At 73.0% G+C, this 22,360-nt stretch carries 17 protein-coding genes; 5 read left to right on the top strand and 12 right to left on the bottom strand.

The genetic code is table 11. The annotated features are described in order from the left end of the window. Positions 1-116: 116 nt before the first annotated feature. Both ACFV6D_RS06780 and ACFV6D_RS06785 read right to left on the bottom strand, forming a co-directional pair. Positions 117-602 carry a ribose-5-phosphate isomerase gene (locus ACFV6D_RS06780; protein WP_063347575.1) on the bottom strand — a complete coding sequence of 162 codons (486 nt, stop codon included), beginning with the start codon at positions 600-602 and terminating at the stop codon, positions 117-119. A gap of 44 nt (positions 603-646) precedes the next feature. Beyond that, positions 647-1,246: a biotin transporter BioY gene (locus ACFV6D_RS06785; protein ID WP_063347576.1), complete on the bottom strand. Its 600-nt coding sequence runs from the start codon at positions 1,244-1,246 to the stop codon at positions 647-649. A 277-nt stretch (positions 1,247-1,523) separates the two neighbouring features. On the opposite strand from ACFV6D_RS06785, the gene ACFV6D_RS06790 reads away from it, so the two are divergent. Then, on the top strand, positions 1,524-2,939 hold the full coding sequence (locus ACFV6D_RS06790) for an amino acid permease (protein ID WP_380336934.1): 1,416 nt from the start codon (positions 1,524-1,526) through the stop codon (positions 2,937-2,939). Between the two features lie 63 nt (positions 2,940-3,002). Here the strand turns inward: ACFV6D_RS06790 and ACFV6D_RS06795 are convergent, their stop codons facing one another. Then, positions 3,003-3,635: a DsbA family protein gene (locus tag ACFV6D_RS06795; RefSeq protein WP_063347578.1), complete on the bottom strand. Its 633-nt coding sequence runs from the start codon at positions 3,633-3,635 to the stop codon at positions 3,003-3,005. 225 nt (positions 3,636-3,860) lie between these two features. Between ACFV6D_RS06795 and pepN the strand changes: the two genes are divergently transcribed. Continuing rightward, on the top strand, positions 3,861-6,425 hold the full coding sequence (gene pepN, locus ACFV6D_RS06800) for an aminopeptidase N (RefSeq protein WP_380558772.1): 2,565 nt from the start codon (positions 3,861-3,863) through the stop codon (positions 6,423-6,425). Positions 6,426-6,481: 56 nt separating this feature from the next. On the opposite strand, the gene ACFV6D_RS06805 is transcribed toward pepN, so the two are convergent. Further along, on the bottom strand, positions 6,482-7,807 hold the full coding sequence (locus ACFV6D_RS06805) for a glycoside hydrolase family 18 protein (RefSeq protein WP_380558775.1): 1,326 nt from the start codon (positions 7,805-7,807) through the stop codon (positions 6,482-6,484). 186 nt (positions 7,808-7,993) lie between these two features. Further along, positions 7,994-10,639 (bottom strand): aconitate hydratase AcnA, encoded by a 2,646-nt coding sequence (gene acnA, locus ACFV6D_RS06810; RefSeq protein WP_063347581.1) that lies wholly within the window; start codon positions 10,637-10,639, stop codon positions 7,994-7,996. A 470-nt stretch (positions 10,640-11,109) separates the two neighbouring features. On the opposite strand from acnA, the gene ACFV6D_RS06815 reads away from it, so the two are divergent. Continuing rightward, positions 11,110-11,715, top strand: coding sequence for a superoxide dismutase family protein (locus tag ACFV6D_RS06815; protein ID WP_380558778.1), 606 nt, complete (start codon positions 11,110-11,112; stop codon positions 11,713-11,715). A 9-nt stretch (positions 11,716-11,724) separates the two neighbouring features. Here the strand turns inward: ACFV6D_RS06815 and argF are convergent, their stop codons facing one another. The 3 genes from argF to ACFV6D_RS06830 all read right to left on the bottom strand — a co-directional run bounded on the left by argF (position 11,725) and on the right by ACFV6D_RS06830 (position 17,216). Continuing rightward, a complete protein-coding gene (gene argF / locus ACFV6D_RS06820) occupies positions 11,725-12,726 on the bottom strand; it encodes an ornithine carbamoyltransferase (RefSeq protein WP_380558781.1) in 1,002 nt (333 codons plus the stop codon). A gap of 195 nt (positions 12,727-12,921) precedes the next feature. Beyond that, on the bottom strand, positions 12,922-15,621 hold the full coding sequence (locus ACFV6D_RS06825) for a polynucleotide kinase-phosphatase (protein ID WP_380558784.1): 2,700 nt from the start codon (positions 15,619-15,621) through the stop codon (positions 12,922-12,924). After that, positions 15,618-17,216 (bottom strand): 3' terminal RNA ribose 2'-O-methyltransferase Hen1, encoded by a 1,599-nt coding sequence (locus ACFV6D_RS06830; protein WP_380336986.1) that lies wholly within the window; start codon positions 17,214-17,216, stop codon positions 15,618-15,620. The genes ACFV6D_RS06825 and ACFV6D_RS06830 overlap by 4 nt, the downstream gene beginning before the upstream one ends. A 176-nt stretch (positions 17,217-17,392) precedes the next feature. Here ACFV6D_RS06830 and dapD point away from each other — a divergent pair, with 176 nt between their 5' ends. Continuing rightward, complete coding sequence (dapD, locus tag ACFV6D_RS06835) at positions 17,393-18,382, top strand: 2,3,4,5-tetrahydropyridine-2,6-dicarboxylate N-succinyltransferase (protein WP_063347584.1); 990 nt, start codon at positions 17,393-17,395, stop codon at positions 18,380-18,382. Positions 18,383-18,510: 128 nt separating this feature from the next. Then, entirely contained in the window at positions 18,511-18,750 is a 240-nt protein-coding gene (locus ACFV6D_RS06840) for a hypothetical protein (RefSeq protein WP_380336954.1), read from the top strand. On the opposite strand, the gene ACFV6D_RS06845 is transcribed toward ACFV6D_RS06840, so the two are convergent. From ACFV6D_RS06845 to ACFV6D_RS06860, 4 genes are all read right to left on the bottom strand, one after another. Then, positions 18,693-19,316: a DUF6099 family protein gene (locus ACFV6D_RS06845; RefSeq protein WP_380336956.1), complete on the bottom strand. Its 624-nt coding sequence runs from the start codon at positions 19,314-19,316 to the stop codon at positions 18,693-18,695. The genes ACFV6D_RS06840 and ACFV6D_RS06845 overlap by 58 nt on opposite strands. Positions 19,317-19,481: 165 nt before the next feature. Beyond that, positions 19,482-19,847 (bottom strand): nucleotide pyrophosphohydrolase, encoded by a 366-nt coding sequence (locus tag ACFV6D_RS06850; RefSeq protein ID WP_380336988.1) that lies wholly within the window; start codon positions 19,845-19,847, stop codon positions 19,482-19,484. 78 nt (positions 19,848-19,925) lie between these two features. Beyond that, entirely contained in the window at positions 19,926-21,278 is a 1,353-nt protein-coding gene (locus ACFV6D_RS06855) for an AAA family ATPase (RefSeq protein ID WP_380336959.1), read from the bottom strand. A gap of 94 nt (positions 21,279-21,372) precedes the next feature. Further along, positions 21,373-22,203: a putative RNA methyltransferase gene (locus ACFV6D_RS06860; protein WP_380336962.1), complete on the bottom strand. Its 831-nt coding sequence runs from the start codon at positions 22,201-22,203 to the stop codon at positions 21,373-21,375. Between the last annotated feature and the right edge of the window lie 157 nt (positions 22,204-22,360).

Here is a 22,360-nt window from a genome sequence, read left to right on the forward strand (position 1 = left end):
GCGGCCGCCGCCCCCCCCCCGCCCCCGCACCCACCCGCGCGCGCCGCGGCCCCGGGGGGGGCCGCGGCCCGCGGGCCCGGGCGCCCCCCCCCACGGGGGGTGGACGGGGGGAGGGATCAGCCCTGCGGGTGGTGGGCCGGGATCGGCGGGAGCTCGCCGGTGGTCTCGTACTCGCTCAGCATCTCGATCCGGCGGGTGTGCCGCGGCTCGCCGCTGTAGGGGGTGTTGAGGAAGACCTCGACGAACTTGGTGGCCTCCTCCAGCGTGTGCATGCGGCCGCCGACGGAGACCACGTTGGCGTTGTTGTGCTCGCGGCCGAGCCCGGCGGTCTGCTCGCTCCAGGCCAGCGCCGCCCGCACGCCCTTGACCTTGTTGGCGGCGATCGCCTCACCGTTGCCCGAGCCGCCGATGACGACGCCCAGCGCCTCCGGGTCGGCGGCGGTGCGCTCGGCGGCGCGCAGGCAGAACGGCGGGTAGTCGTCCTCGGCGTCGTAGATGTGCGGCCCGCAGTCGACCGGCTCGTGGCCGGCCTCCTTGAGCCACTCCACGAGGTGGTTCTTCAGTTCGTATCCGGCATGGTCTGAGCCCAGGTACACGCGCATGCCATGAGTGTGGCATGCGCGTGCGCCCGGGCCCGGCAGGGGGCTCACCGCTTCGCGGCGAGCTTCCAGACCAGCGGCAGGGCGCCGGCCGCGAGGACGGCCTTCAGGGCGTCGCCGACCAGGTACGGGTAGAGGCCGAGCTCGGCCGCCCGGGCGAGCGGGACGTGCAGCGACAGGGCCAGGTACGGGACGCCGACCGCGTAGATGGCGAGGCTGCCGAGGACCATGGTGACGGCGGTGTTCACCGGGCTCCGGTCGGCGCCGCGGCGGGCCAGCTCGCCGGTCAGGCCGGCCGCCAGGACGAAGCCGAGCACGTAACCGAGCGAGGGCATCGTCCAGCCGGAGGTGCCCTCGGCGAACCAGGGCATCCCCGCCAGGCCGGCCAGCAGGTAGAGGGCGAGCGAGGCGATGCCGCGGCGGGCGCCGAGCGCGGTACCGACCAGCAGGGCGGCGAAGGTCTGGCCGGTGACCGGCACCGGCGAGCCGGGGACGTTCACCGACAGCTGGGCGGCCACGCCGGTCAGGGCGGCGCCGCCGGCCACCAGGGCCAGGTCGCGGGCCTGGGCGCCGAGGCGGGTGGTGGCGGCGGGCAGCAGGTCGGCGAGGACGGCGCGGCGCGGTATCGGGGTGGTGGCAGTGGCCATCGGGGGTCTCCTGTGGGGTGCTCAGGTGAGTGAACACCTGTGAACCTACGTGGTGATCCACTACGCCACCGCCACGGTTTCGGACAAAGCCCCGCCCTCGGCCGTTGTCGGAACCGGCCCATTTCAGCCCATAACGACGCTGTGTCACCGGTCGACCCCGCCTCGTCACCGCGTGGTCCGCATGGTGGGCCTGAGGTCCCCGCTCTTGGCATGAACAGAGGTGTCGCCGGATATTGGACAGCTCATGCCGCATTCCGCACAGTCTGGATCCAGCCCTATGGCCCCCACCTCCGCGCCCAAGGCGTCCGGGACCACCGACGCCGACGGTGCCCCGGCCACCGGCCAGCAGCTCGCGCACGGCCTCAAGCAGCGCCACCTGTCGATGATCGCGCTGGGCGGGGTGATCGGCGCGGGCCTGTTCGTCGGCTCCGGCGCCGGCATCGCGGCCGCCGGTCCGGCGATCATCCTGGCGTTCACCCTCTCCGGCCTGCTGGTCATGCTGATCATGCGGATGCTCGGCGAGATGTCGGCCGCCCGCCCCGCCTCCGGATCGTTCTCGGTGCACGCCGAGAAGGAGATCGGCCCCTGGGCCGGGATCACGGCCGGCTGGATGTACTGGGTGATGCTGTGCTGCGGCGTCGCCGCCGAGGCCACCGCCGCCGGGAAGATCGTCAACGGCTGGGTGCCGGGCGTCTCCTCCTGGGTCTGGGTCGGCCTGTTCATGGTCTTCTTCTGCGCCAGCAACCTGACCGCGGTGAAGAACTTCGGCGAGTTCGAGTTCTGGTTCGCCGCCATCAAGGTCGCCGCGATCATCGCCTTCCTGGTCCTCGGCGGGCTCGGCATCGCCGGGGTGATCGGCCCCGGCGCCCCCGGCGCGACCAACCTGACCGGCCAGGGCGGCTTCCTGCCCACCGGGGTCAGCGGGCTGATCGTCGGCCTGCTCGCCTCCGTCTTCGCCTACGGCGGGCTGGAGACCGTCACCATCGCCGCCGCCGAGTCCGACGACCCCCGCAAGAACGTCGCCAACGCGGTGCGCACGGCGGTGTGGCGGATCGCGATCTTCTACATCGGCTCGATGGCCCTGGTCGTCACCCTGGTCTCCTGGAAGGACCCGGCGGTGGTCACCGACGGCCCGTACGTCACCGTGCTGCGGCACCTCGGGGTGACCGGCGCCGGGACGATCATGGAGGTGGTGGTGCTGATCGCGCTGCTCTCCGCGATGAACGCCAACATCTACGGCGCCTCCCGGATGGCGTACTCGCTGGTCGGCCGCGGCCAGGGCCCCCGGGCGCTGGCCAAGGTCTCCGGCGGGGTGCCGCGCCGGGCCGTGCTGGCCTCCTGCCTGTTCGGCTTCGGCGCCGTGCTGGCCGCCAAGTTCTGGCCGGAGACCGTCTTCACCTGGCTGATGAACACCACCGGCGTGGCCATCCTGGTCGTCTGGCTGTTCATCTGCCTCGTCCAGCTGCGGATGCGCCGCCGGCTGGAGCGCGAGGCGCCCGAACTGCTCACCGTGAAGATGTGGGGCTACCCCTACCTGACCTGGATCGCGATGGCCGCCGTGGCCGGCATCCTCGCCCTGATGACCACCACCGAGGGCAACCGGCAGCAGCTGTACGCGGCCGGGGTGCTGGTCGCGCTGCTGAGCGCCGCCGGCCTGGTCAAGCAGCGGCGGGACGCGGCCGCCGCCCGCTGACCCCGGCACGCACGAGGGCCCGGTACCGCCAGCCGCGGTACCGGGCCCTTCGCGCGCCCCGCGCTACTCGAAGGACGGGCCCGCCGTACGGGTCCGCTTGATCTCGTAGAAGCCCGGGGTGGAGGCCACCAGCAGGGTGCCGTCCCAGAGCCGGGCCGCGGCCTCGCCCTTCGGGGCCGGGGTGACCACCGGGCCGAAGAAGGCGACCCGCTCGCCGTCCACGCCCTCCACCGCGATCACCGGGGTGCCGACGTCCTCGCCCACCAGGGTGATGCCCTCCTTGTGCGAGGCGCGCAGGGCCTCGTCGTACGCGTCCGTGTCGGCCGCGTCCGCCAGCTCCGCGGGCAGCCCGGCGGCCACCAGCGCCGCCTCGACCGTCTCCCGGTTCTGCGGCAGGCCCTGGTTGTGGAAGCGCAGGCCCAGCTCGGTGTAGAGCCGGCCCAGCACCTCGTCGCCATGCGCCTGGGCGGCCGCTATGCACACCCGCACCGCGCCCCAGGCGTTGTCCAGCAGCTCGCGGTAGTTCTCCGGGAGGTCGCGGTCCTCGTTCAGCACCGACAGGCTCATCACGTGCCAGTTCACGTCCACCGGACGCAGCTGCTGCACCTCGATCAGCCAGCGGGACGTCATCCACGCCCACGGGCAGGCCGGGTCGAACCAGAAGTCGGCGGTCTTGCGCTCAGCGGCAGTCGTCACGGCTGTCGTCCTTCGTGAGGTGATGACGAGGCAGGCAGGCGTGCCACCCCGACCCGTCAACACCCGCCCGCCGCCGCTGATTCCGGCCCCGCCGGGACGGCCTGTGCAATGGTACCGGCGAGGGAGGGCGTGAAAGGATGCCCCTGCGGAGCGCGGCACACCGCGCGCCGAGACCGCACCACCCACAGACGCACCACCGTGCGAGCCGGACAAAGGAGTACCGCCGTGCCGGGCAAGAACCTGAGCCGCGACGAAGCGCAGCAGCGGGCCAGCATCCTGGCCGTGGAGGGCTACCAGGTCCGGCTGGACGTGACCTCCGCCCCCGATCCGGCGGCCGCCACCTTCCGTTCCACCACCACCGTCACGTTCCGCTGCTCCCGGCCCGGCGCCGCCACCTTCCTCGACCTGCTCGCCCCCGCCGTCCACGCCGTCACCCTCAACGGCCGCGCGATCGACCCGGCCACCGCCTACGACGGCGCCCGGGTGCACGTCGACGGCCTCGCCGCCGAGAACGTCCTCACCGTCGAGGCGGACTGCGCCTACAGCCGCACCGGCGAGGGCCTGCACCGCTTCACCGACCCGGTGGACGGCGAGACGTACCTCTACACCCACTACGAGCCGGCCGACGCCCGCCGGGTCTTCGCGACCTTCGAACAGCCCGACCTGAAGGCCCCGTTCGGCTTCACCGTGACCGCCCCCGCCGCCTGGGACGTCTGGTCCAACGCCGTCCACGACAAGGTCACCGAGGAAGGCGCCGCCCGCACCTGGGAGTTCGCGCCGACCCAGCCGATCTCCAGCTACCTCACCGCCGTCGTGGCCGGCCCCTACCACGTCGCCCGCGACCACTACAGCCGCGAACTCGCCGACGGCACCACCCTGGACATCCCGCTCTCCGCGATGTGCCGCAAGTCCCTCGCCCAGTACTTCGACGCGGACGAGATCCTCGGCGTCACCAAGCTCGGACTCGACTTCTTCCACGAGGAGTTCGACTACCCGTACCCCTTCGGCAAGTACGACCAGGCGTTCGTCCCCGAGTACAACATCGGCGCCATGGAGAACCCCGGCTGCGTCACCTTCCGCGAGGAGTTCGTCTTCCGCTCGAAGGTCACCGACGCCGCCTACGAGGGCCGTGCCAACGTCATCCTGCACGAGATGGCGCACATGTGGTTCGGCGACCTGGTCACCATGCGCTGGTGGGACGACCTGTGGCTGAAGGAGTCCTTCGCCGACTTCATGGGCTCCTACGGCCTGATCGGCGCCCGCACCCGGTACTCCTCCGCCTGGGTCACCTTCGCCAACCAGCGCAAGGCCTGGGCCTACCGGCAGGACCAGCTCCCCACCACCCACCCGATCACCGCCGACATCCGCGACCTCGAGGACGCCAAGCTCAACTTCGACGGCATCACCTACGCCAAGGGCGCCGCCGTCCTCAAGCAGCTGGTCGCCTACGTCGGCTCCGAGGCCTTCTTCGAGGGCGCCCGCCGCTACTTCAAGCGCCACGCCTTCGGCAACACCGAACTCGGCGACCTGCTGGGCGTCCTGGAGGAGACCAGCAGCCGCGACCTCAAGGCCTGGGCCGCCGCCTGGCTGCAGACCGCCGGGGTCGACTCGCTCACCCCGCAGGTGACCACCGACGCCGAGGGCCGGATCACCGAACTCGCCGTCCTCCAGGACGGGACGGTGCTGCGCCCGCACCGGATCGCGATCGGCCTCTACGACCGGGACGCCGACGGCTCCCTGGTGCGCACCGAGCGGATCGAGCTCGACGTCACCGGCAACCGCACCGTCGTCGCCGAGGCCGCCGGCCGCCCCCGCCCCGCGCTGGTGCTGCTCAACGACGACGACCTCACCTACTGCAAGATCCGCTTCGACTCCGAGTCCCTGGAGACCCTGCGCACCGGCCTCGGCGACATCCACGACGAGCTGGCCCGGGCACTCGCCTGGTCCGCCGTCTGGAACCTCACCCGGGACGGCCTGATGCCGGCCCGCGACTACGTCGCCCTGGTGCTGCGCTTCGCCGGCCAGGAGGGCAACATCGGCGTGCTGCAGTCGCTGCACGCCCAGGCCAAGACCGCCGTCGACCTGTACGCCGACCCGGCCTGGCGCGGCGAGGGCGGCCGGCAGCTGGCCGACGGCGCCCTGCGCGAACTGCGCGAGGCCGTCCCCGGCAGCGACCACCAGCTGGCCTGGGCCCGCTTCCTCGCCCAGACCGCGGGCGGCGCCGAGCACCTCGGCCTGGTCCGCGGCCTGCTGGCCGGCAGCGCCCGGATCGACGGCCTGGACGTCGACCAGGAGCTGCGCTGGTCGCTGTGGCTGGCGCTGGCCGCCGCCGGCCAGGCCGGCGACGAGGAACTGGCCGGGGAGCTGGCCGCCGACAACACCGCCAGCGGCAAGCGCCAGTACACCCAGTGCCTGGCCGCCCGGCCCACCGCGGAGGCCAAGGCCGCCGCCTGGTCGGCCGTGGTCGACTCCGACGAACTGCCGAACGCCTTGGTCGAGGCCCAGATCGCGGGCTTCGCGCTGCCCGCCCACCGCGACCTGACCGCGCTCTACGCGGCGCCCTACTTCAAGCTGCTGGAGCGGGTCTGGGCCGAGCGGACCATCGAGATCGCGATGCGGATCGTCAGCGGGTTCTTCCCGCGCGCGCAGACCAGCGAGCAGACCCTGGCCGAGGCCGACGCCTGGCTGGACGGCCACCCGCAGGCCGCGCCGGCGCTGCGCCGCCTGGTCCTGGAGTGCCGCGACGACCTGGCCCGCGCGCTGCGGGCGCAGGCCTGCGACCGGGCCTGACACAGGCGTGAAGGGGCCCGCCGTGCGGACACGGCGGGCCCCTTCGCGTCGGGGCGTCAGTCGCGGCGCAGGCCGCGGTCCAGGGCGGCGATCGCGCTGCCCTGGGCGTCGTCGCCGTCCAGCGACCAGACCATCACGCCGCCCAGGTCGTTCCAGCGCACGTACCGCGCCTTCTGGGTGAGCACCTCGGCGGTGTCGTAGCTGTAGAAGGTGGTGCCGTCGTACTTCCAGGACGCGCCGTGGTCGCGGTCCACGTACACCTTGCCGGGCAGCGCGTTGACCTCCCGGTAGGAGAGGTCGGGGGCGGCGGCGGTGGCGCTCTGGTAGAGGCCGCCGCGCTTGCCGGGCGCGACGCCCGTCCAGCCGTGGCCGTACAGCGGGGCGCCGAGCACGATCTGCTCGGCGGGCAGGCCGCGCTCCTGGTAGTGGTCGACGGCCGTGTCGGCGCTGCGCCGACGGGCGTCGGGGTCGGCCGGGTCGGAGTAGAGGTTGGCCTGGTGGTTGGCCGGGCCCTTGCCCTCCCAGGGGCCGTGCAGGTCGTAGGTCATCAGGTTGAGCCAGTCCACCGACTCGCTCAGCTCGGGCAGTTCGAGCCGGTCGGCGACGGTCTCGTTGGCGGCGATGGCGGCGGTCAGCAGGTAGTGCCGGCCCTTGTCGCCCTTCTTGCCGCCCTTCTTGCCGAAGTCGTCGAGCTGGCGGCGGAACTCCTGCATCAGCAGGGTGAAGTTGCGCCCGTCCTCGGGGCGGACCACGTTGCCCGCGTCCCCGCCGCCGCCCGGGTACTCCCAGTCGATGTCGATGCCGTCGAAGACGCCCGCGGCCGCGCCGGCGCCGCCCTCCGGGGAGCCGGGCAGGACCGGCACGTCGCCCTTGAGGTAGAGGTCGATGCAGGAGGAGACGAACTTCTTGCGCGCGGCGTCGGTGGCGGCCGCGTCGGAGAAGTACTTGGACCAGCTCCAGCCGCCGAGCGAGATGACCGTGCGCAGCTGCGGGTTCTTCGCCTTGAGCTTGCGCAACTGGTTGAAGTGGCCCTTCAGCTTCTGGCCCGGGGTGTCGGCCACGCCGTCGACCGAGTCGGCGGCGGAGAAGGCGCGCTGGTAGTCGTTGCGGGCGTCGCCCTGGCCTGCGTCGTTGGTCTCGAAGCAGGTGCCGTCGGCGGAGACGTTGCCGAAGGCGTAGTTGACGACGGTGAGCTTCCCGGCCTGGCCGGAGTCCTGGACGCGCTTGGCGGAGCTGTCGGCGCCCCACTGGGTGAAGTAGCCGACCCGCTGGCCCTTCAGCTTCGGGCCGTGCCCGCCGTCGGCGGCATTGGCGGTGGCGGGGACGGCGAGCAGCGCGGCGACGGTGGCGGCGGCGAGCAGGGCTGAGGCGCGAGTGGGCATACCGGACCTGTTCTCTGAATGATCGTCAAATGGTCTGGACCAGATGGGATAGAGGTTTAGTCCATCGCGGCACACCGCACAAGGGGCAGGGCTCAGGAGAGGCAGCATGCAAAAGAGGCCGGACCGCGCGATGCGGTCCGGCCTCTCAGCCACCGGGGCGCTCAGCCCCCGGAACTAGAACTCGGTTCAGCCGATGAGCGAGCGCAGCACGTACTGCAGGATGCCGCCGTTGCGGTAGTAGTCCGCCTCACCGGGGGTGTCGATGCGGACGACCGCGTCGAACTCCTTGTCACCGGCCTTGACCTTGACGGTCTTCGGGGTGCGGCCCTCGTTGAGCTCGGTCACGCCGGTGAAGGAGAAGGTCTCCTCGCCGGTCAGGCCGAGGGACTCGGCGGTCTGGCCCTCCGGGAACTGCAGCGGCAGGACGCCCATGCCGATCAGGTTCGAGCGGTGGATGCGCTCGTACGACTCGGCGATGACGGCCTTGACGCCCAGCAGCGCGGTGCCCTTGGCGGCCCAGTCGCGGGACGAGCCGGAGCCGTACTCCTTGCCGGCCAGGACGACCAGCGGGGTGCCGGCGGCCTGGTAGTTCTGCGAGGCGTCGTAGATGAACGACACCGGGCCGTCGGCCTGGGTGAAGTCGCGGGTGTAGCCGCCCTCGGTGCCCGGCGCGATCTGGTTGCGCAGACGGATGTTGGCGAAGGTGCCGCGGATCATCACCTCGTGGTTGCCGCGGCGCGAGCCGTAGGAGTTGAAGTCGCGCTTCTCGACACCGTTGGCGGTCAGGTACTGCGCCGCCGGGGTGCCCGGCTTGATGTTGCCGGCCGGGGAGATGTGGTCGGTGGTGACCGAGTCGCCCAGCTTGGCCAGGACACGGGCGCCGGCGATGTCGGTCACCGGGCTCGGGGTCTTGGCCATGCCCTCGAAGTACGGGGGCTTGCGGACGTAGGTGGACTCGGCGTCCCACTCGAAGGTGTTGCCGGTCGGGACCGGGAGCGACTGCCAGCGGTGGTCACCGGCGAAGACGTCCTGGTAGCCCTTGTCGAACATCGCCTCGTCGATGGAGCCGGCGACGGTGTCCGCCACCTCCCGCTCCGACGGCCAGATGTCGGCGAGGAAGACGTCGTTGCCGTCGGCGTCCTGGCCCAGGGCGTCGCGGGTGATGTCGATGTTCATGTTGCCGGCCAGGGCGTAGGCGACCACCAGCGGCGGCGAGGCCAGGTAGTTCATCTTCACGTCCGGGTTGATCCGGCCCTCGAAGTTGCGGTTGCCGGAGAGCACCGAGACGACCGCCAGGTCGGCCTCGTTGACGGCGGCCGAGACCTCCTCGGGCAGCGGGCCCGAGTTGCCGATGCAGGTGACGCAGCCGTAGCCGACCAGGTTGAAGCCCAGCTTCTCCATGTACGGGAGCAGGCCGGCCTTCTCGTAGTAGTCCATGACGACCTTGGACCCGGGGGCCAGGGTGGTCTTGACCCACGGCTTGACCGTGAGGCCCTTCTCCACGGCCTTCTTCGCCAGCAGGGCGGCGCCCAGCATGACGGAGGGGTTGGAGGTGTTGGTGCAGGAGGTGATCGAGGCGATCACGACCGCGCCGTTGTCGATCTCGTACGTCGACCCGTCGGGGGCGGTGACGGCGGTCGGCTTCGAGGCCTCGGCGGAGTAGGTCGGCAGCGCCTCGGCGAACCGGGTGGCGGCCTCGGCCAGGACGACGCGGTCCTGCGGGCGCTTCGGGCCGGAGATCGACGGGACGACGGTGGAGACGTCCAGCTCCAGGTACTCGGAGAAGACCGGCTCGACCGACGGGTCGTGCCAGAGGCCCTGCTCCTTGGCGTACGCCTCGACCAGGGCGAGCTGCTGCTCGTCGCGGCCGGTGAGCTTGAGGTAATTGATGGTCTCGGCGTCGATCGGGAAGATCGCGCAGGTCGAACCGAACTCCGGCGACATGTTGCCGATGGTGGCGCGGTTGGCCAGCGGGATCGCGGAGACGCCCTCGCCGTAGAACTCGACGAACTTGCCGACCACACCGTGCTTGCGCAGCATCTCGGTGATGGTGAGCACCAGGTCGGTGGCGGTGGTGCCGGCCGGCAGCTGGCCGTTGAGCTTGAAGCCGACCACGCGCGGGATCAGCATGGAGACCGGCTGGCCCAGCATCGCGGCCTCGGCCTCGATGCCGCCGACGCCCCAGCCCAGCACGCCCAGGCCGTTGACCATGGTGGTGTGCGAGTCGGTGCCGACGCAGGTGTCCGGGTAGGCCTGGCCGCCGCGGACCATGATGGTGCGGGCCAGGTGCTCGATGTTCACCTGGTGGACGATGCCGGTGCCGGGCGGGACGACCTTGAACTCGTCGAAGGCGGTCTGGCCCCAGCGCAGGAACTGGTAGCGCTCCTTGTTGCGGCCGTACTCGATCTCGACGTTCTGGACGAAGGCGTCCGGGGTGCCGAACTTGTCGGCGATGACGGAGTGGTCGATGACCAGCTCGGCCGGGGCCAGCGGGTTGATCTTGGCCGGGTCGCCACCCAGCTCCTTGACGGCCTCACGCATGGTGGCGAGGTCGACCACGCACGGCACACCGGTGAAGTCCTGCATGATCACGCGGGCCGGGGTGAACTGGATCTCCTGGCTCGGCTGGGCGCTGGCGTCCCAGTTGCCGAGCGCGCGGATGTGGTCGGCGGTGATGTTCGCGCCGTCCTCCGTGCGGAGCAGGTTCTCCAGCAGCACCTTGAGGCTGTACGGCAGCCGCTCGGAACCCTCGACGGCGGAGAGCTTGAAGATCTCGTACGACTCGTCGCCCACCTGCAGCGAGCTGCGGGCGTCGAAGCTGTTCGCGGACACGACTGACTCCTTCTGGGTGCTTCGTGCGGTATCCGGCCGCCACGGTGGTAAGGTCAGCCTTACTTAGGCTTACCTTGCCCGCATCGCCGGCGAGCTCCGCTCGGCAAGTATCTTGATGTCGAGATATATCCTATGGGGCAGTTATCTCGATGTCGAGATAAACCATAGTGCATGCCGTCACCTTCACCACCGCAGGCATGCCTGGGTCGGCAAAAGCGCAGGTCAGTGGCCTTTCGGGCGGCGGCGGGCGGCAACGGCAGCACTGCCGGCTCGGCACCGGCCCAGTGTCGACTCGGCATCGGCCCACCACCGGCTCACACCAGCTCACCACCGGAACCGCCGGTCGGCGACGGGACGAGCAGAGGCGCGCCCGCGCGGCCCGTGCGCCTCCAGGCCCGTTCGAGGGTGTCCGCCGGCGCCCGGCGCCGTTGAGCAGGGTGTCCGTCGCCCTGCCCCTGGAAGGCCCCTTGATGTCCGCTCCGCTCGCCGCCGCTCCGCTCGCCGCCGCACTGCTGCCGCTGGCCCTGCTCGCCCCCGCCGCCGCCTCGTCGGGTGCCGCCGCCCCGTCGGTCGCCGCTGCCTCGTCGGGCTCCGCCGCCTCGCCGGTCTCCGTCGTCGAGGCCGCCTTCGACCCCGCGACGGCCTTCGTCCCGCCGACCGCCGTCAGCTACGCGGACGACCTCGTGCCGTACGGCGCGCACACCCGGATCGTCACCGACCGCTCCACCGCGGGGCGGACGGTGCTCACCATGACCGTCACCGGGCTCGCCCCCGACCACGAGTTCCCGGTCCACCTGCACACCGGCTCCTGCGGGGCCGACCCGGCCTCGTCCGGACCGCACTACCAGGACGCCGTGGACCCGGTGCAGCCGTCCACCGACCCGGCGTACGCCAACGGGCGCAACGAACTGCGGCTGGCGCTGCGCACCGACGAGCACGGCGAGGGCACCGCGACGGCCTCGGTGCCCTGGCAGCCGCGGCCGGGCGAGGCCCGCTCACTGGTGATGCACGCGGGCACCCCGACCGGCCCGCACGCGGCGGGCGACCGGGCGGCCTGCGTCAAGCTGGAGAAGTGAGCTTCCGCCTCAGGAGCCGAGGGTGGCGACCAGGACCGCCTTGATGGTGTGCAGGCGGTTCTCGGCCTGGTCGAACACGACGGAGTGCGCCGACTCGAACAGCTCGTCGGTGCACTCCAGCTCGGTCATGCCGGTCGCCTCGTACATCTGCCGCCCGAGCACCGTGCCGAGGTCGTGGAACGCGGGCAGGCAGTGCAGGAACTTCACGGCCGGGTTGCCGGTGGCCCGGACGGTGTCCATCGACACCTGGTAGGGCTTGAGCAACTCGATCCGCTCGGCCCAGACCTCCTTGGGCTCGCCCATCGAGACCCAGACATCGGTGTAGAGGAAGTCCACGTCGGCCACGCCCTCGGCCACGTCCTCGGTGAGGGTGATCCGGGCGCCGGTCGCCTCGGCCAGCGTCTCGGCCGCCTCCCGGACCTCCTCGACCGGCCAGAGGGAGCGCGGGGCGACGATCCGGACGTCCATGCCGAGCAGGGCGCCGGTGACCAGCAGCGAGTTGCCCATGTTGGAGCGGGCGTCGCCGAGGTACGCGAGGGCGGTCCCGGTCAGCGGCTTGGTGCTGTGCTCGGTGATGGTGAGGACGTCGGCCAGCATCTGGGTGGGGTGCCACTCGTCGGTGAGACCGTTCCAGACCGGGACGCCGGCGTTCGCCGCCAGCTCCTCGACGATCTCCTGGCCGTGGCCGCGGTACTCGATGCCGTCGAACATCCGGCCGAGCACCCGGGCGGTGTCCCGGATGGACTCCTTGTGGCCGATCTGCGAACCGGACGGGTCCAGGTAGGTGGTGGTGGCGCCCTGGTCGTGGGCGGCGACCTCGAAGGCGCAGCGGGTGCGGGTGGAGGTCTTCTCGAAGATCAGCGCGATGTTCTTCCCGCGCAGCCGGGGCTGCTCGGTGCCCGCATACTTGGCCGCCTTGAGTCCGGCGGCGAGGTCCACCAGGAAGCGGAACTCCTGGGGCGTGAAGTCGAGCTCCTTGAGGAAGTGCCTGTTCCGGAGGTTGAAGGCCATACCGGGCTCCTGGGATGACGGGGCGTACGGGAAAGTAGCAAGTCTATACGATACTCGGAATTTCTATACACAGCGGGGGTGGGAGAGGGGGAGCCCCGCCGCGGACTCCCCCTCGACACCCGACCGGCCTACAGCCGTGGCCCCCTCGACGCCCGGTCGGTCTAAAGGCGCGGGCACCCTCTGCGCCCGGCCGGCCTACAGGCGCGGATCGACCGGCTCGGACTCCAGCGCGAGCACCGCGAACACCGGCTCGTGCACCCGCCACAGCGGCTCGCCGGCCGCCAGCCGGTCCAGCGCCTCCAGGCCCAGCGCGTACTCGCGCAGCGCCAGCGAGCGCTTGTGGCCCAGCGACCGCTCGCGCAGCCGGTCCAGGTACTCGGTGTAGTCCGGGCCGTAGACGATCCGCAGGTACTCCCGGCCGCGCACCTTCACCCCCGGCTGCGCCAACCCGCCCGGACGGCCCCCGCCCCGCTTCGTGCGCACCACCGAGGCCAGCGGTTTGACCACCATGCCCTCGCCGCCCGCCGCCGTCAGCTCCTCCCACCAGGCCGTGGCGGCCGCCACCGAGGCCTCGTCCTCGGTGTCCACCAGGAGGCGGCCGGTGCGGTGCAGGACCGGTGCCCGGTCACCGTCCGCTTCGGGCGCCGTCTCGGGCACCGTCTCGGGCGCGGCTTCGGCCGGCGCTTCGTCGGCCGCGACCAGGCGGTCGATCCAGGCCAGGTGCTCGTCGTGCGGGCGCACCGCGAGGTTCGCCCCCTCGGCGGCCAGCACCTGGAACGGCGCCAGCCGCACGCCCGACAGCCCCTCGGTCGGCCAGCAGTACCGCCGGTACGCCTCGGTGAACGCCTGCGCGTCGGCCGCGCGCCGCCGCTGCTTGGCGGTCAGCTCCGCCAGGTCCAGCCCGCGACCGGCCGCCCGTTCCAGGGCCGCCAGCACCTCCGGCAGGGCGGCGCCCGCCGCAGCGCCGACCGCAGCGTACTGGCGGCGCAGCAGTTCCACGGCCTTCAGCGACCAGGGCATCAGCTCGGCGTCCAACAGCAGCCAGCCGGTGCCCAGCTCGTCGAACAGCCCCGAGCGCTCGGCGGCCGCCCGTACCCGGCCCAGCAGGGCCGCGGTCAGGCCGTCGTCGGCGAGGAACGCCCGGCCCGTCCTGGTCCAGATCGCGCCCGGACCGGCCACGCCGAAGCGCCGCTCCAGCGCCGCGTCGTCCCGGGCGACCAGCACCACCGCGCGGGAGCCCATGTGCTTCTCCTCGCACACCAGGTGCCGCACGCCGTCCGCGCGGTAGGCGGCGAACGCCTCCTGCGGGTGCTCCAGGAAACCATCCCGGCGGGAGGCCGCGCTCGGCGCCATGGTCGGCGGCAGGTACGCCAGCAGCCGCGGGTCCAGCGCGAAGCGGCTCATCACCTCCAGCGCCGCCGCCGCGTTCTCCTCCCGGACGGCGACCCGCCCGTGCAGCCCGGTCTCGACGATCCGGCGGCCCGCCACGTCCGCGAGATCCAGCGGACGGCCCTCGCGGGCGCCCGGCGCGTCCGTGGCCAACGGGCGCACCGGCGCGTACCACTCCCGCTCGGCCGGCACGCTCACCAGCTCCCGCTCCGGGTAGCGCAGCGCCGTCAGGGTGCAGCCGAACACGCAACCGGTGTCCAGGCAGACGGTGTTGTTGACGAAGCTCGCCGACGGCACCGGTGTGTGGCCGTACACCACCAGCGCCTTGCCCCGGTACTCCTCCGCCCACGGGTAGCGCACCGGCAGGCCGTACTCGTCGGTCTCGCCGGTGGTCTCCCCGTACAGCGCGTGCGAGCGCACCCGGCCCGAGTTGCGGCCGTGGTAGCGCTCCGGCAGACCGGCGTGGCAGACCACCAGCGCGCCGCCGTCCAGCAGGTAGTGGCTCACCAGGCCGCGCATGAACTCCCGCACCTCGGCCCGGAACTCCTCGGACTCGCCGGCCAGCTGATCCAGCGACTCCTGCAGGCCGTAGGCGACGTTGACCTTCTTGCCGTCCAGCGCCCGGCCCAGCTTGTTCTCGTGGTTGCCCGGCACGCACAGCGCGTGCCCGGCCGCGACCATGCCCATCACCAGGCGCAGCACGCCCGGCGTGTCCGGGCCGCGGTCGACCAGGTCCCCGACGAACACGGCGGTACGGCCCGCCGGCGGCACCGCGTCCACCGGCCGGCCCCCGGCGTCCCGGGTCAGCGTGTAGCCGAGGCAGGTCAGCAGGGTCTCCAGCTCGGAGCGGCAGCCATGGATGTCGCCGACGATGTCGAACGGGCCGGTCAGGTGACGCAGGTCGTTGTAGCGCTTCTCCAGCTCCACCTCGGCCGCCGCCACCTCGGCCGCGCCGCGCAGCACGTGCACCTTGCGGAAGCCCTCGCGCTCCAGGCCCCGCAGGGAACGGCGCAGCTCGCGGTGCTGGCGCGGGACGACGTGGGCCGGCAGCTGGCGGTCCGCGCGGGAGCGGTTGCGCTCGGCGCACACGCCCGGCGGGACGTCCAGCACGATCGCGATCGGCAGCACGTCGTGCTCGCGGGCGATCCGCACCAGCTGGTGGCGTGCCTCGGGCTGGACGTTGGTGGCGTCCACGACGGTCAGCCGGCCGGCCGCGAGGCGCTTGCCGACGATGTAGTGCAGGACGTCGAAGGCCTCGGCGGAGGCCGACTGGTCGTTCTCGTCGTCGGCGACCAGGCCGCGGCAGAAGTCGGAGGAGACGACCTGGGTGGGCAGGAAGTGGCGGCGGGCGAAGGTCGACTTGCCGGCGCCGCTGGTGCCGATCAGGACGACGAGGGAGACGTCTGTGACGGGGAGGCGGCGGGGGGCGGGGTGGTCCTGGGGCAGTTCCTGGTCGTGCTCCTGGTGCTGGTGCTGCTCGGGCGTCGGGGTCGCTTCGTCGGTCATCGGGATTCGCCTCCTTCGGGCGCCGGGTCGGTCGGGGTCCGGTCGGTCGGGGTCTGCGCGGTCCGGGTGGTGCCGGTCGTGGTCTGCTCGGGCGGAGTCTGCTCGGCAGGGCCGGTGCCGAGGCGGAACAGGGCCAGCTGGGTCGGCGCGCCGACCTCCCCGTCCTCCGGCCCCACCGGGCGCAGCACCACCGTGTAACCGAACGCGGCCGCGACCCGCTCGGCCCACGCGCGGAACTCGGCGCGCGACCACTCGAAGCGGTGGTCGGCGTGCCGGACAGCGCCCGCCGGCAGGCTCTCCCAACGGACGTTGTACTCGGCGTTCGGCGTGGTGACGACCACCGCCCCCGGCCGGGCCGCGCCGAACACCGCGTACTCCAGGGCGGGCAGCCTGGGCAGGTCCAGGTGCTCGACCACCTCGCACAGCACCGCCGCGTCGAAGCCCTTCAACCGGGTGTCCGTGTACGTCAGCGCACCCTGCGCCAGCGTCACCCGGGCCGCCTGCCGCTCCGGCATCCGGTCCAGGCGCAATCCGCGGGCCGCCGCCTGCAACGCCCGCACAGACACGTCCACGCCGAGCACCTCGGTGAACCGGGCGTCCTTCAGCAGTTCGCCGATCAACTCGCCCCGGCCGCAGCCGAGATCGGCGACGCGGGCCGCGCCCACCTCCCGCAGGGCGGCGAGGATCGCGGCGCGGCGCTGCCCGGCGAGGGACGGCGGCCTGGGCTCCGATGTCGCCCCGGCGGCCTCAGCCTGCTCCTCCGGCCGGTCGTCGACCGCGTTGTCGACCTCCTCGGGCTCCCGGTCGTCCGCCTCCGCCAGCCGGGCCAGCTCCAGACGCTCCAGCGCCACCCGGGTCAGCGCCCGGCTCCGGGACAGGTAGCGGCGGGTGATCAGGGCGCGCTCCGGGTGGGCGGCCAGCCAGCCCTCGCCGGCGGCGAGCAGCTTGTCCACCTCGTCCGGGGCGACCCAGTAGTGCTTGGCGCCGTCCAGCACCGGCAGCAGCACGTACAGCTGCTGAAGCGCGTCGGCAAGCCGCACGGCGTCCGAGACCAGCGTGAGCCGCACGTACCGGGACTCGCCCCACTCCGGGAACGCCTCGTCCAGCGGGAGCGCCACCGCCTCGACCCGCCAGCCCAGCGGCTCGAACAGCCGGAGCGCCATCGCCGGGCCACCGCCCTCGCCCGCGCCGTTCGCGGGCACCGCGGGCAGCGTGATCCGCAGCGGGCGCGGGCGCTCCGCCAGCCCCGGCCGGGCCGGGCAGTCGCCCTTCATCGCGGACCGGAACACCGTCCGAAGCGCCACCGCGAGCAGCGAGGACGCCGCGTACGGGCGGTCGTTGACGTACTGGGCGAGCGCGAAGTCCGGCGAACCGCCGCGCCCCTTGCCCCGGCCCTTGCGGACCAGCGCGATCGGATCGACGTCCAGCAGCAGCGCCGCCGTGCAGACGTCGTCGCCCGCATCGGGGTAGAAGACGTGCGCCTCGCCGTGCGACGTCGCGAACCGCTGGACCTTGCCCGGGTGCTTGTGCAGCAGGAAGCCGAGATCGGTGGCCGGGCCCTCGACGCTGCCGGTGGTGGAGATCGACATGAACACCTGCCCGAGTATCACCGAGCAAACCTCCGCTGAACACCGGGTTTCCCGGTGCGGCGGCCGTCCGCCGCGGCCCGCCGGCGGCCGTGTACGCACGGCGGGGGCCTGCCGACCGGCGGCCGCGTCCGCACGACGGGCGTGTTCGGCAGCGGAGCCCCGCATTGGTTAACGTGCACGGTGTGACTGCTGAATCGACCTCCCTCCCGAACGGGGCCGTGGCCGCCGGCCTGGCCACCATCGCCGCCGACGGCACCGTCCTCGACACCTGGTTCCCCGCCCCCGCCCTGGCCGCCGAGCCCGGCCCGGCCGGCACCGTCCGCCTGACCGCCGAGCAGGCCGAGGCCGAACTCGGCGCCGGCGCCGCCGAGGCGCTGCGCGCCGACGCGCGCCGCGGCGTCGAGGTGGTCGCCGTGCGCACCACCATCGCCTCGCTCGACGAGAAGCCGCTCGACACCCACGACGTGTACCTGCGCCTGCACCTGCTCAGCCACCGCCTGGTCAAGCCGCACGGCCAGAACCTGGACGGCGTCTTCGGACTGCTCGCCAACGTCGCGTGGACCAGCATCGGCCCCGTCCCGGTGGACACGGTCGAGCAGGCCCGCCTCGCGGTCCGCGCCCAGGGCGGCCAGCTCGCCGTGTACGGCATCGACAAGTTCCCGCGGATGACCGACTACGTCGCCCCGTCCGGCGTGCGCATCGCCCACGCCGACCGCGTCCGCCTCGGCGCCCACCTGGCCGTCGGCACCACCGTGATGCACGAGGGCTTCGTCAACTTCAACGCCGGCACCCTCGGCACCTCCATGGTCGAGGGCCGGATCAGCGCGGGCGTCGTCGTCGGCGACCACAGCGACATCGGCGGCGGCGCCTCGATCATGGGCACCCTCTCCGGCGGCGGCAAGCAGGTCGTCTCGGTCGGCGAGCGCTGCCTGCTCGGCGCCAACGCCGGCATCGGCATCTCGCTCGGCAGCGACTGCGTCATCGAGGCCGGCCTCTACGTCACCGCCGGCACCCGGGTCACCACCCCGGACGGCACCGTGGCCAAGGCCGTCGAGCTGTCCGGCCAGGACAACCTGCTGTTCCGCCGCAACTCGCAGACCGGCGCCGTCGAGGTCATCGCCCGCTCCGGCTCCTGGGGCGGCCTCAACGCCGACCTGCACGCCCACAACTGACCTGCGGGACCACACACTCGGGGTCCGGAGCCGACTCGGGCTCCGGACCCCGAGTGCGTGCTCCGGCTTGCGGCGGGGGGCGGGCCCCGCCGCTTCACGCCGCACTACCGATCCGAAGAGGTCCCGTCATGTCCCAACCAACTGCCACGCCGCAGCTCCCGAGCAACCCGGCGGGCTCGGCAGCCGGTACCTCGTCCGGGCCCGCCGCGCAGAAGAGCCTGCTGGAACAGATGCAGGAACTGCTCGCCTCGGTGTCCGCGGATCTCGCCGAGTTGCAGTCCTCCGGCATCCGGGAGGACGGCCCGGCCACCTATCCCACCGGTACGGACACCTCCTCCGACGCTCCCGCCACGCCAGGCACCCGATAGTCCGGCGCCTGCTCCTCCCCTTTCGGCCCGCCCTCGTCCGGCGGGCCGAGCCGGACCACGAGTAAGGGCGAGCCCCGCTCGGCCGGCGCCCCGCCGAGCACCGCGCCCTCCTCTTCCTCCAACCTGCCCGCCGTCTTCCACAGCCGCCCGGCCAGGTCCTTGCACTCCGACACCGCGTCCACGCCGTCGATGCACGTCCAGTAGAGGCTCTCGGTGTCGGCCCCGCAGGCCAGCACCACCAGCGTCTCCCCGACGTCCCGCAGCAGCCCGTCCAGCGCACCCAAGGTCGGTGCCAGCTCGCCGAGTTCGGTGAGCCGCCCGGCCCGGCCGCCGCTCAGCACGGCGGCCCTGACGACCGAGCGTTCCAGGCAGACCGCCGCGTGCGCCGCGGCCTCGGACAGCTGCTGCCCCAGCCCGGTGAGCTCGTCGTCGTCCAGCTCCGCCAGCCTGGCCCCCACCGCCTCGGTGAGCAGCGCGGCCTGCCGCGCCTCGGCCAGCACATCCGGTACGTGCCTGGCCTCGGCCAGGGCGTGCCGGGCCCTCTTGATCAGTCGCAGCGCCTCCATGGCCGCCACTCCTTCCGCTCGCTGTCGCCGTGGGACCACGACCGCCGGAGGGGCGGTCAGGTGGTCACGGCGAAAGCGTGCGGCGAAGTCGGCGAGGCCGCATCCGTCATCGGGAAAGCTGTGGACAAGTCCGGGGCTGTGGATAACTCCCGTCCCTCACAAGGGTTATTCGTCCACGTCCGGGTTGACACCCGCCCCGTCCGGGTCGGCGTCCGCCGGTCCGTCCGGCACCGGGAAGCGGAGCTCGTTCCGCTCGATCTTGGCCGCGAGGGCCTCCAGCGGATCCACCCCGACCACCGTGCAGAACTGCACCAGGTACGCGAGGACGTCCGCGACCTCGTCCCGCACCCGGTGGGCCCGCTCCGGCTCGGACATCACCGCGGCCGCCTGCTCGGGCGTCAACCACTGGAAGATCTCCAGCAGTTCGCCGGCCTCCACGCTCAGCGCGGCCGCCAGGTTCTTCGGCGTGTGGAAGGGCTCCCAGCGCCGGGCCGCCGCGAAGTCCGCCAGCCGCTGCCGCAGGGCCTCCAAGGTCGGCCCGGTGGGCCCGGTGGGCCCGGCCGGTTCCCCCGGCCTCGTCACTCGTTCGTTCACCCGTCCAGGTCTACCTCACCCGTCCACCTCGTCCGCCCCCGGGTCCGCGCCGTCCCCGCGCCCGCACTGGGCCGGCACCCGGGTCGTCTCGGGCCGCAGCACGGTGTGCCCCGAGTCCGGGTCGCGCCGGCACTCGACCAGCACGGCCGCGCCCGACCGCGGTTCGGCCGCGCCGAGCGCCTCCCGCGCCGCGGCCGGCTCCTGAAGCGCGGCGAGGACGCGCAGCTGGTTGCGCCCGGACATGTCCCGGGCCAGCCGTAGCAGTGAGGCGGTCTGTTCGGTGGCGAGCCCGGCTCCGAGGTCCTCGGCGAGCACGGTGAGCTGCCGGTGCGCCCACGGCACCTCGGCGGCCACGTCGAGGTCGAGCACCCCGGCCCCGGTGAGCAGCACCGCGGCGAACGCGAGGTGGCGCAGCATGCCGTCGGAGGCCTGGTCGGCCCCGGTGCGCCCGAGGACGCCTTCGTCGAACACTGCGAGGACCCGCTGGTCGGGCCCGCTGCCGCGGTGGGCGAGGGAGAGTCCGAGCAGCGGGTGCGGGGCGGCGGACTGGACGGCGCGCAGGAGCTGCCCGTAGCGGCGCGGGCATTCGTTGCCGAGCCGGGCGAGGACGGCGGAGATGTTGGCGGCGTTGCTGCGCAGCCGGGCCTGCGGGTCGGGCCGGGCCCAGCCGCGCATGAGGGCGGGGACGGGGTGGACGGGGAAGACCTCGCGCAGCGCGGTGAGCAGGTCCTCGGTGGCGGCGAGGACCTGCCGTTCGCCCGGGGAGGAGCCGGCCACCCGGAGCGGCAGTTGCGCGGTGATCATGGTGCCGCTGGGGAAGGGCGCCCGGATGTCGCCCTGGCGGGTGTCGTTGTGCCAGCAGACGTTGACGCGCCGCTTGCGGACGTCCTGTTCGCCGGTGTCGACGAGGGTGCGGCCGTCCAGGGTGAGCGATTCGCGGGCGATCCGCACCGGGCCGTCGGTGCGGACGACGACGTCGAGCCGGATGCGGCCGTGCGGGGAGCGGACGGTGCAGCCGAGGATGACGGCGTCGCGCCCGTGCGGGACGCACCCGGTCAGGCCGCCTCGGACGGGTTTGGCCAGGGGGCCGGTGCGGTCGGGCAGGCCGTCGAAGGAGTCGGCGATCTCCTCTCCGAGGGCGAGCCGGGAGAGCACGGCCAGCGCGTCGAGGGCGTTGGACTTGCCGACGCCGGCGGGCCCGTGCAGGACGGTGAGGGGCGCGAGCGGCAGGACCGCGCGCCGGTAGGACTTGAACGAGGTGAGCCGGAGCTCCTCGACGGTGGGACGTGTTACGGATGTCCGATCGGGCCCCGGGGCGCTCGGTCGGGGGTGGGCCGGCGCGGCGGGCCGGGTGGCGTCGCGGTTCACCCGTCGGACGTTAGCCGCAGGCCGGTCGGCAGAAACGTGCCTGCTCAGCAGATTCATCCCAACGTGGCGGCCACACCCCGCGCGCGCCCGACGTTCAGCGCCGGTAGGCGGCCACCGTCACGGAAGCGGTCACCTCGACCGGGTCCGGCAGCTCCGCGAGCGCGGCGGCCAGGCGGTCCGGGTCGGTGTGCCAGGCGCTGGGGCCCATGCCGACGACGGTGCGCACGTCGTCCGGGCCGAGCCGCAGGGTGAACTCGACCTGCCGCTGCCCGGCAGGGGTCAGGTAGGGGCCGAGCTTCTCGTCGATCCGCCGCTGCTTCTCCTCGTCGACCGACAACAGGCCCAGCGCGCCGACGAGTTCGCGCAGGTGGCGGGCGGTGGGCGAGACCAGCAGCAGGGTGGCGCCGGGGCGCAGCACGCGGCGGATCTCGGGCCCGTTGCGCGGGGCGAAGACGTTGAGCATCAGCCCGGCGGAGGCATCGCGCAGCGGCAGCGGCCGCCAGGCGTCGCAGACCACGGCACCGATCCGGGGGTGGGCCTTGGCGGCGCGGCGCAGCGCGAACTTGGAGATGTCGAGGGCGGCGCCGACGCGGCCGGGCAGGGCGTCGAGGACGTGGGCCAGGTAGTGGCCGGTGCCGGCGCCGAGGTCGGCGACGAGGCCTTCGGGGTCGGCGGCCGCGGCGGCCTCGGCGAGGGCGTCGGCGATGGGCCGGTAGTGGCCGGCGGCGAGGAAGTCGGCACGGGCGGCGACCATCTCGGCGGTGTCGCCGGTGCCGGTGTGGGCGTCGCCGGCGAGGAGGCTGACGTAGCCCTGCTTGGCGAGGTCGAAGCTGTGGCCGGCGGGGCAGCGCAGGGCGCGCTCGTGTCGGGTGAGGGCCTGCGCGCAGTGGGGGCAGGCCAGGTAGTGCTCGATGTCCTGCAGCAACGTTCCGTCTTCTCTCGCCGTTCAGCCCGGGTGCCCGGGGGTTTCGCGGGTCCGGTGGCCCTGAGTAACCAGCCTAACGACCCCGCCCGACCCCGACGGCCTGCCCGGCCAGCCGACCCCGCCCCGGGCCCGCCGACCCCACCCGGCCCCGCTGCCC

It is taken from the genome of Kitasatospora sp. NPDC059812 (assembly GCF_042732075.1).
Classification (GTDB): domain Bacteria; phylum Actinomycetota; class Actinomycetes; order Streptomycetales; family Streptomycetaceae; genus Kitasatospora.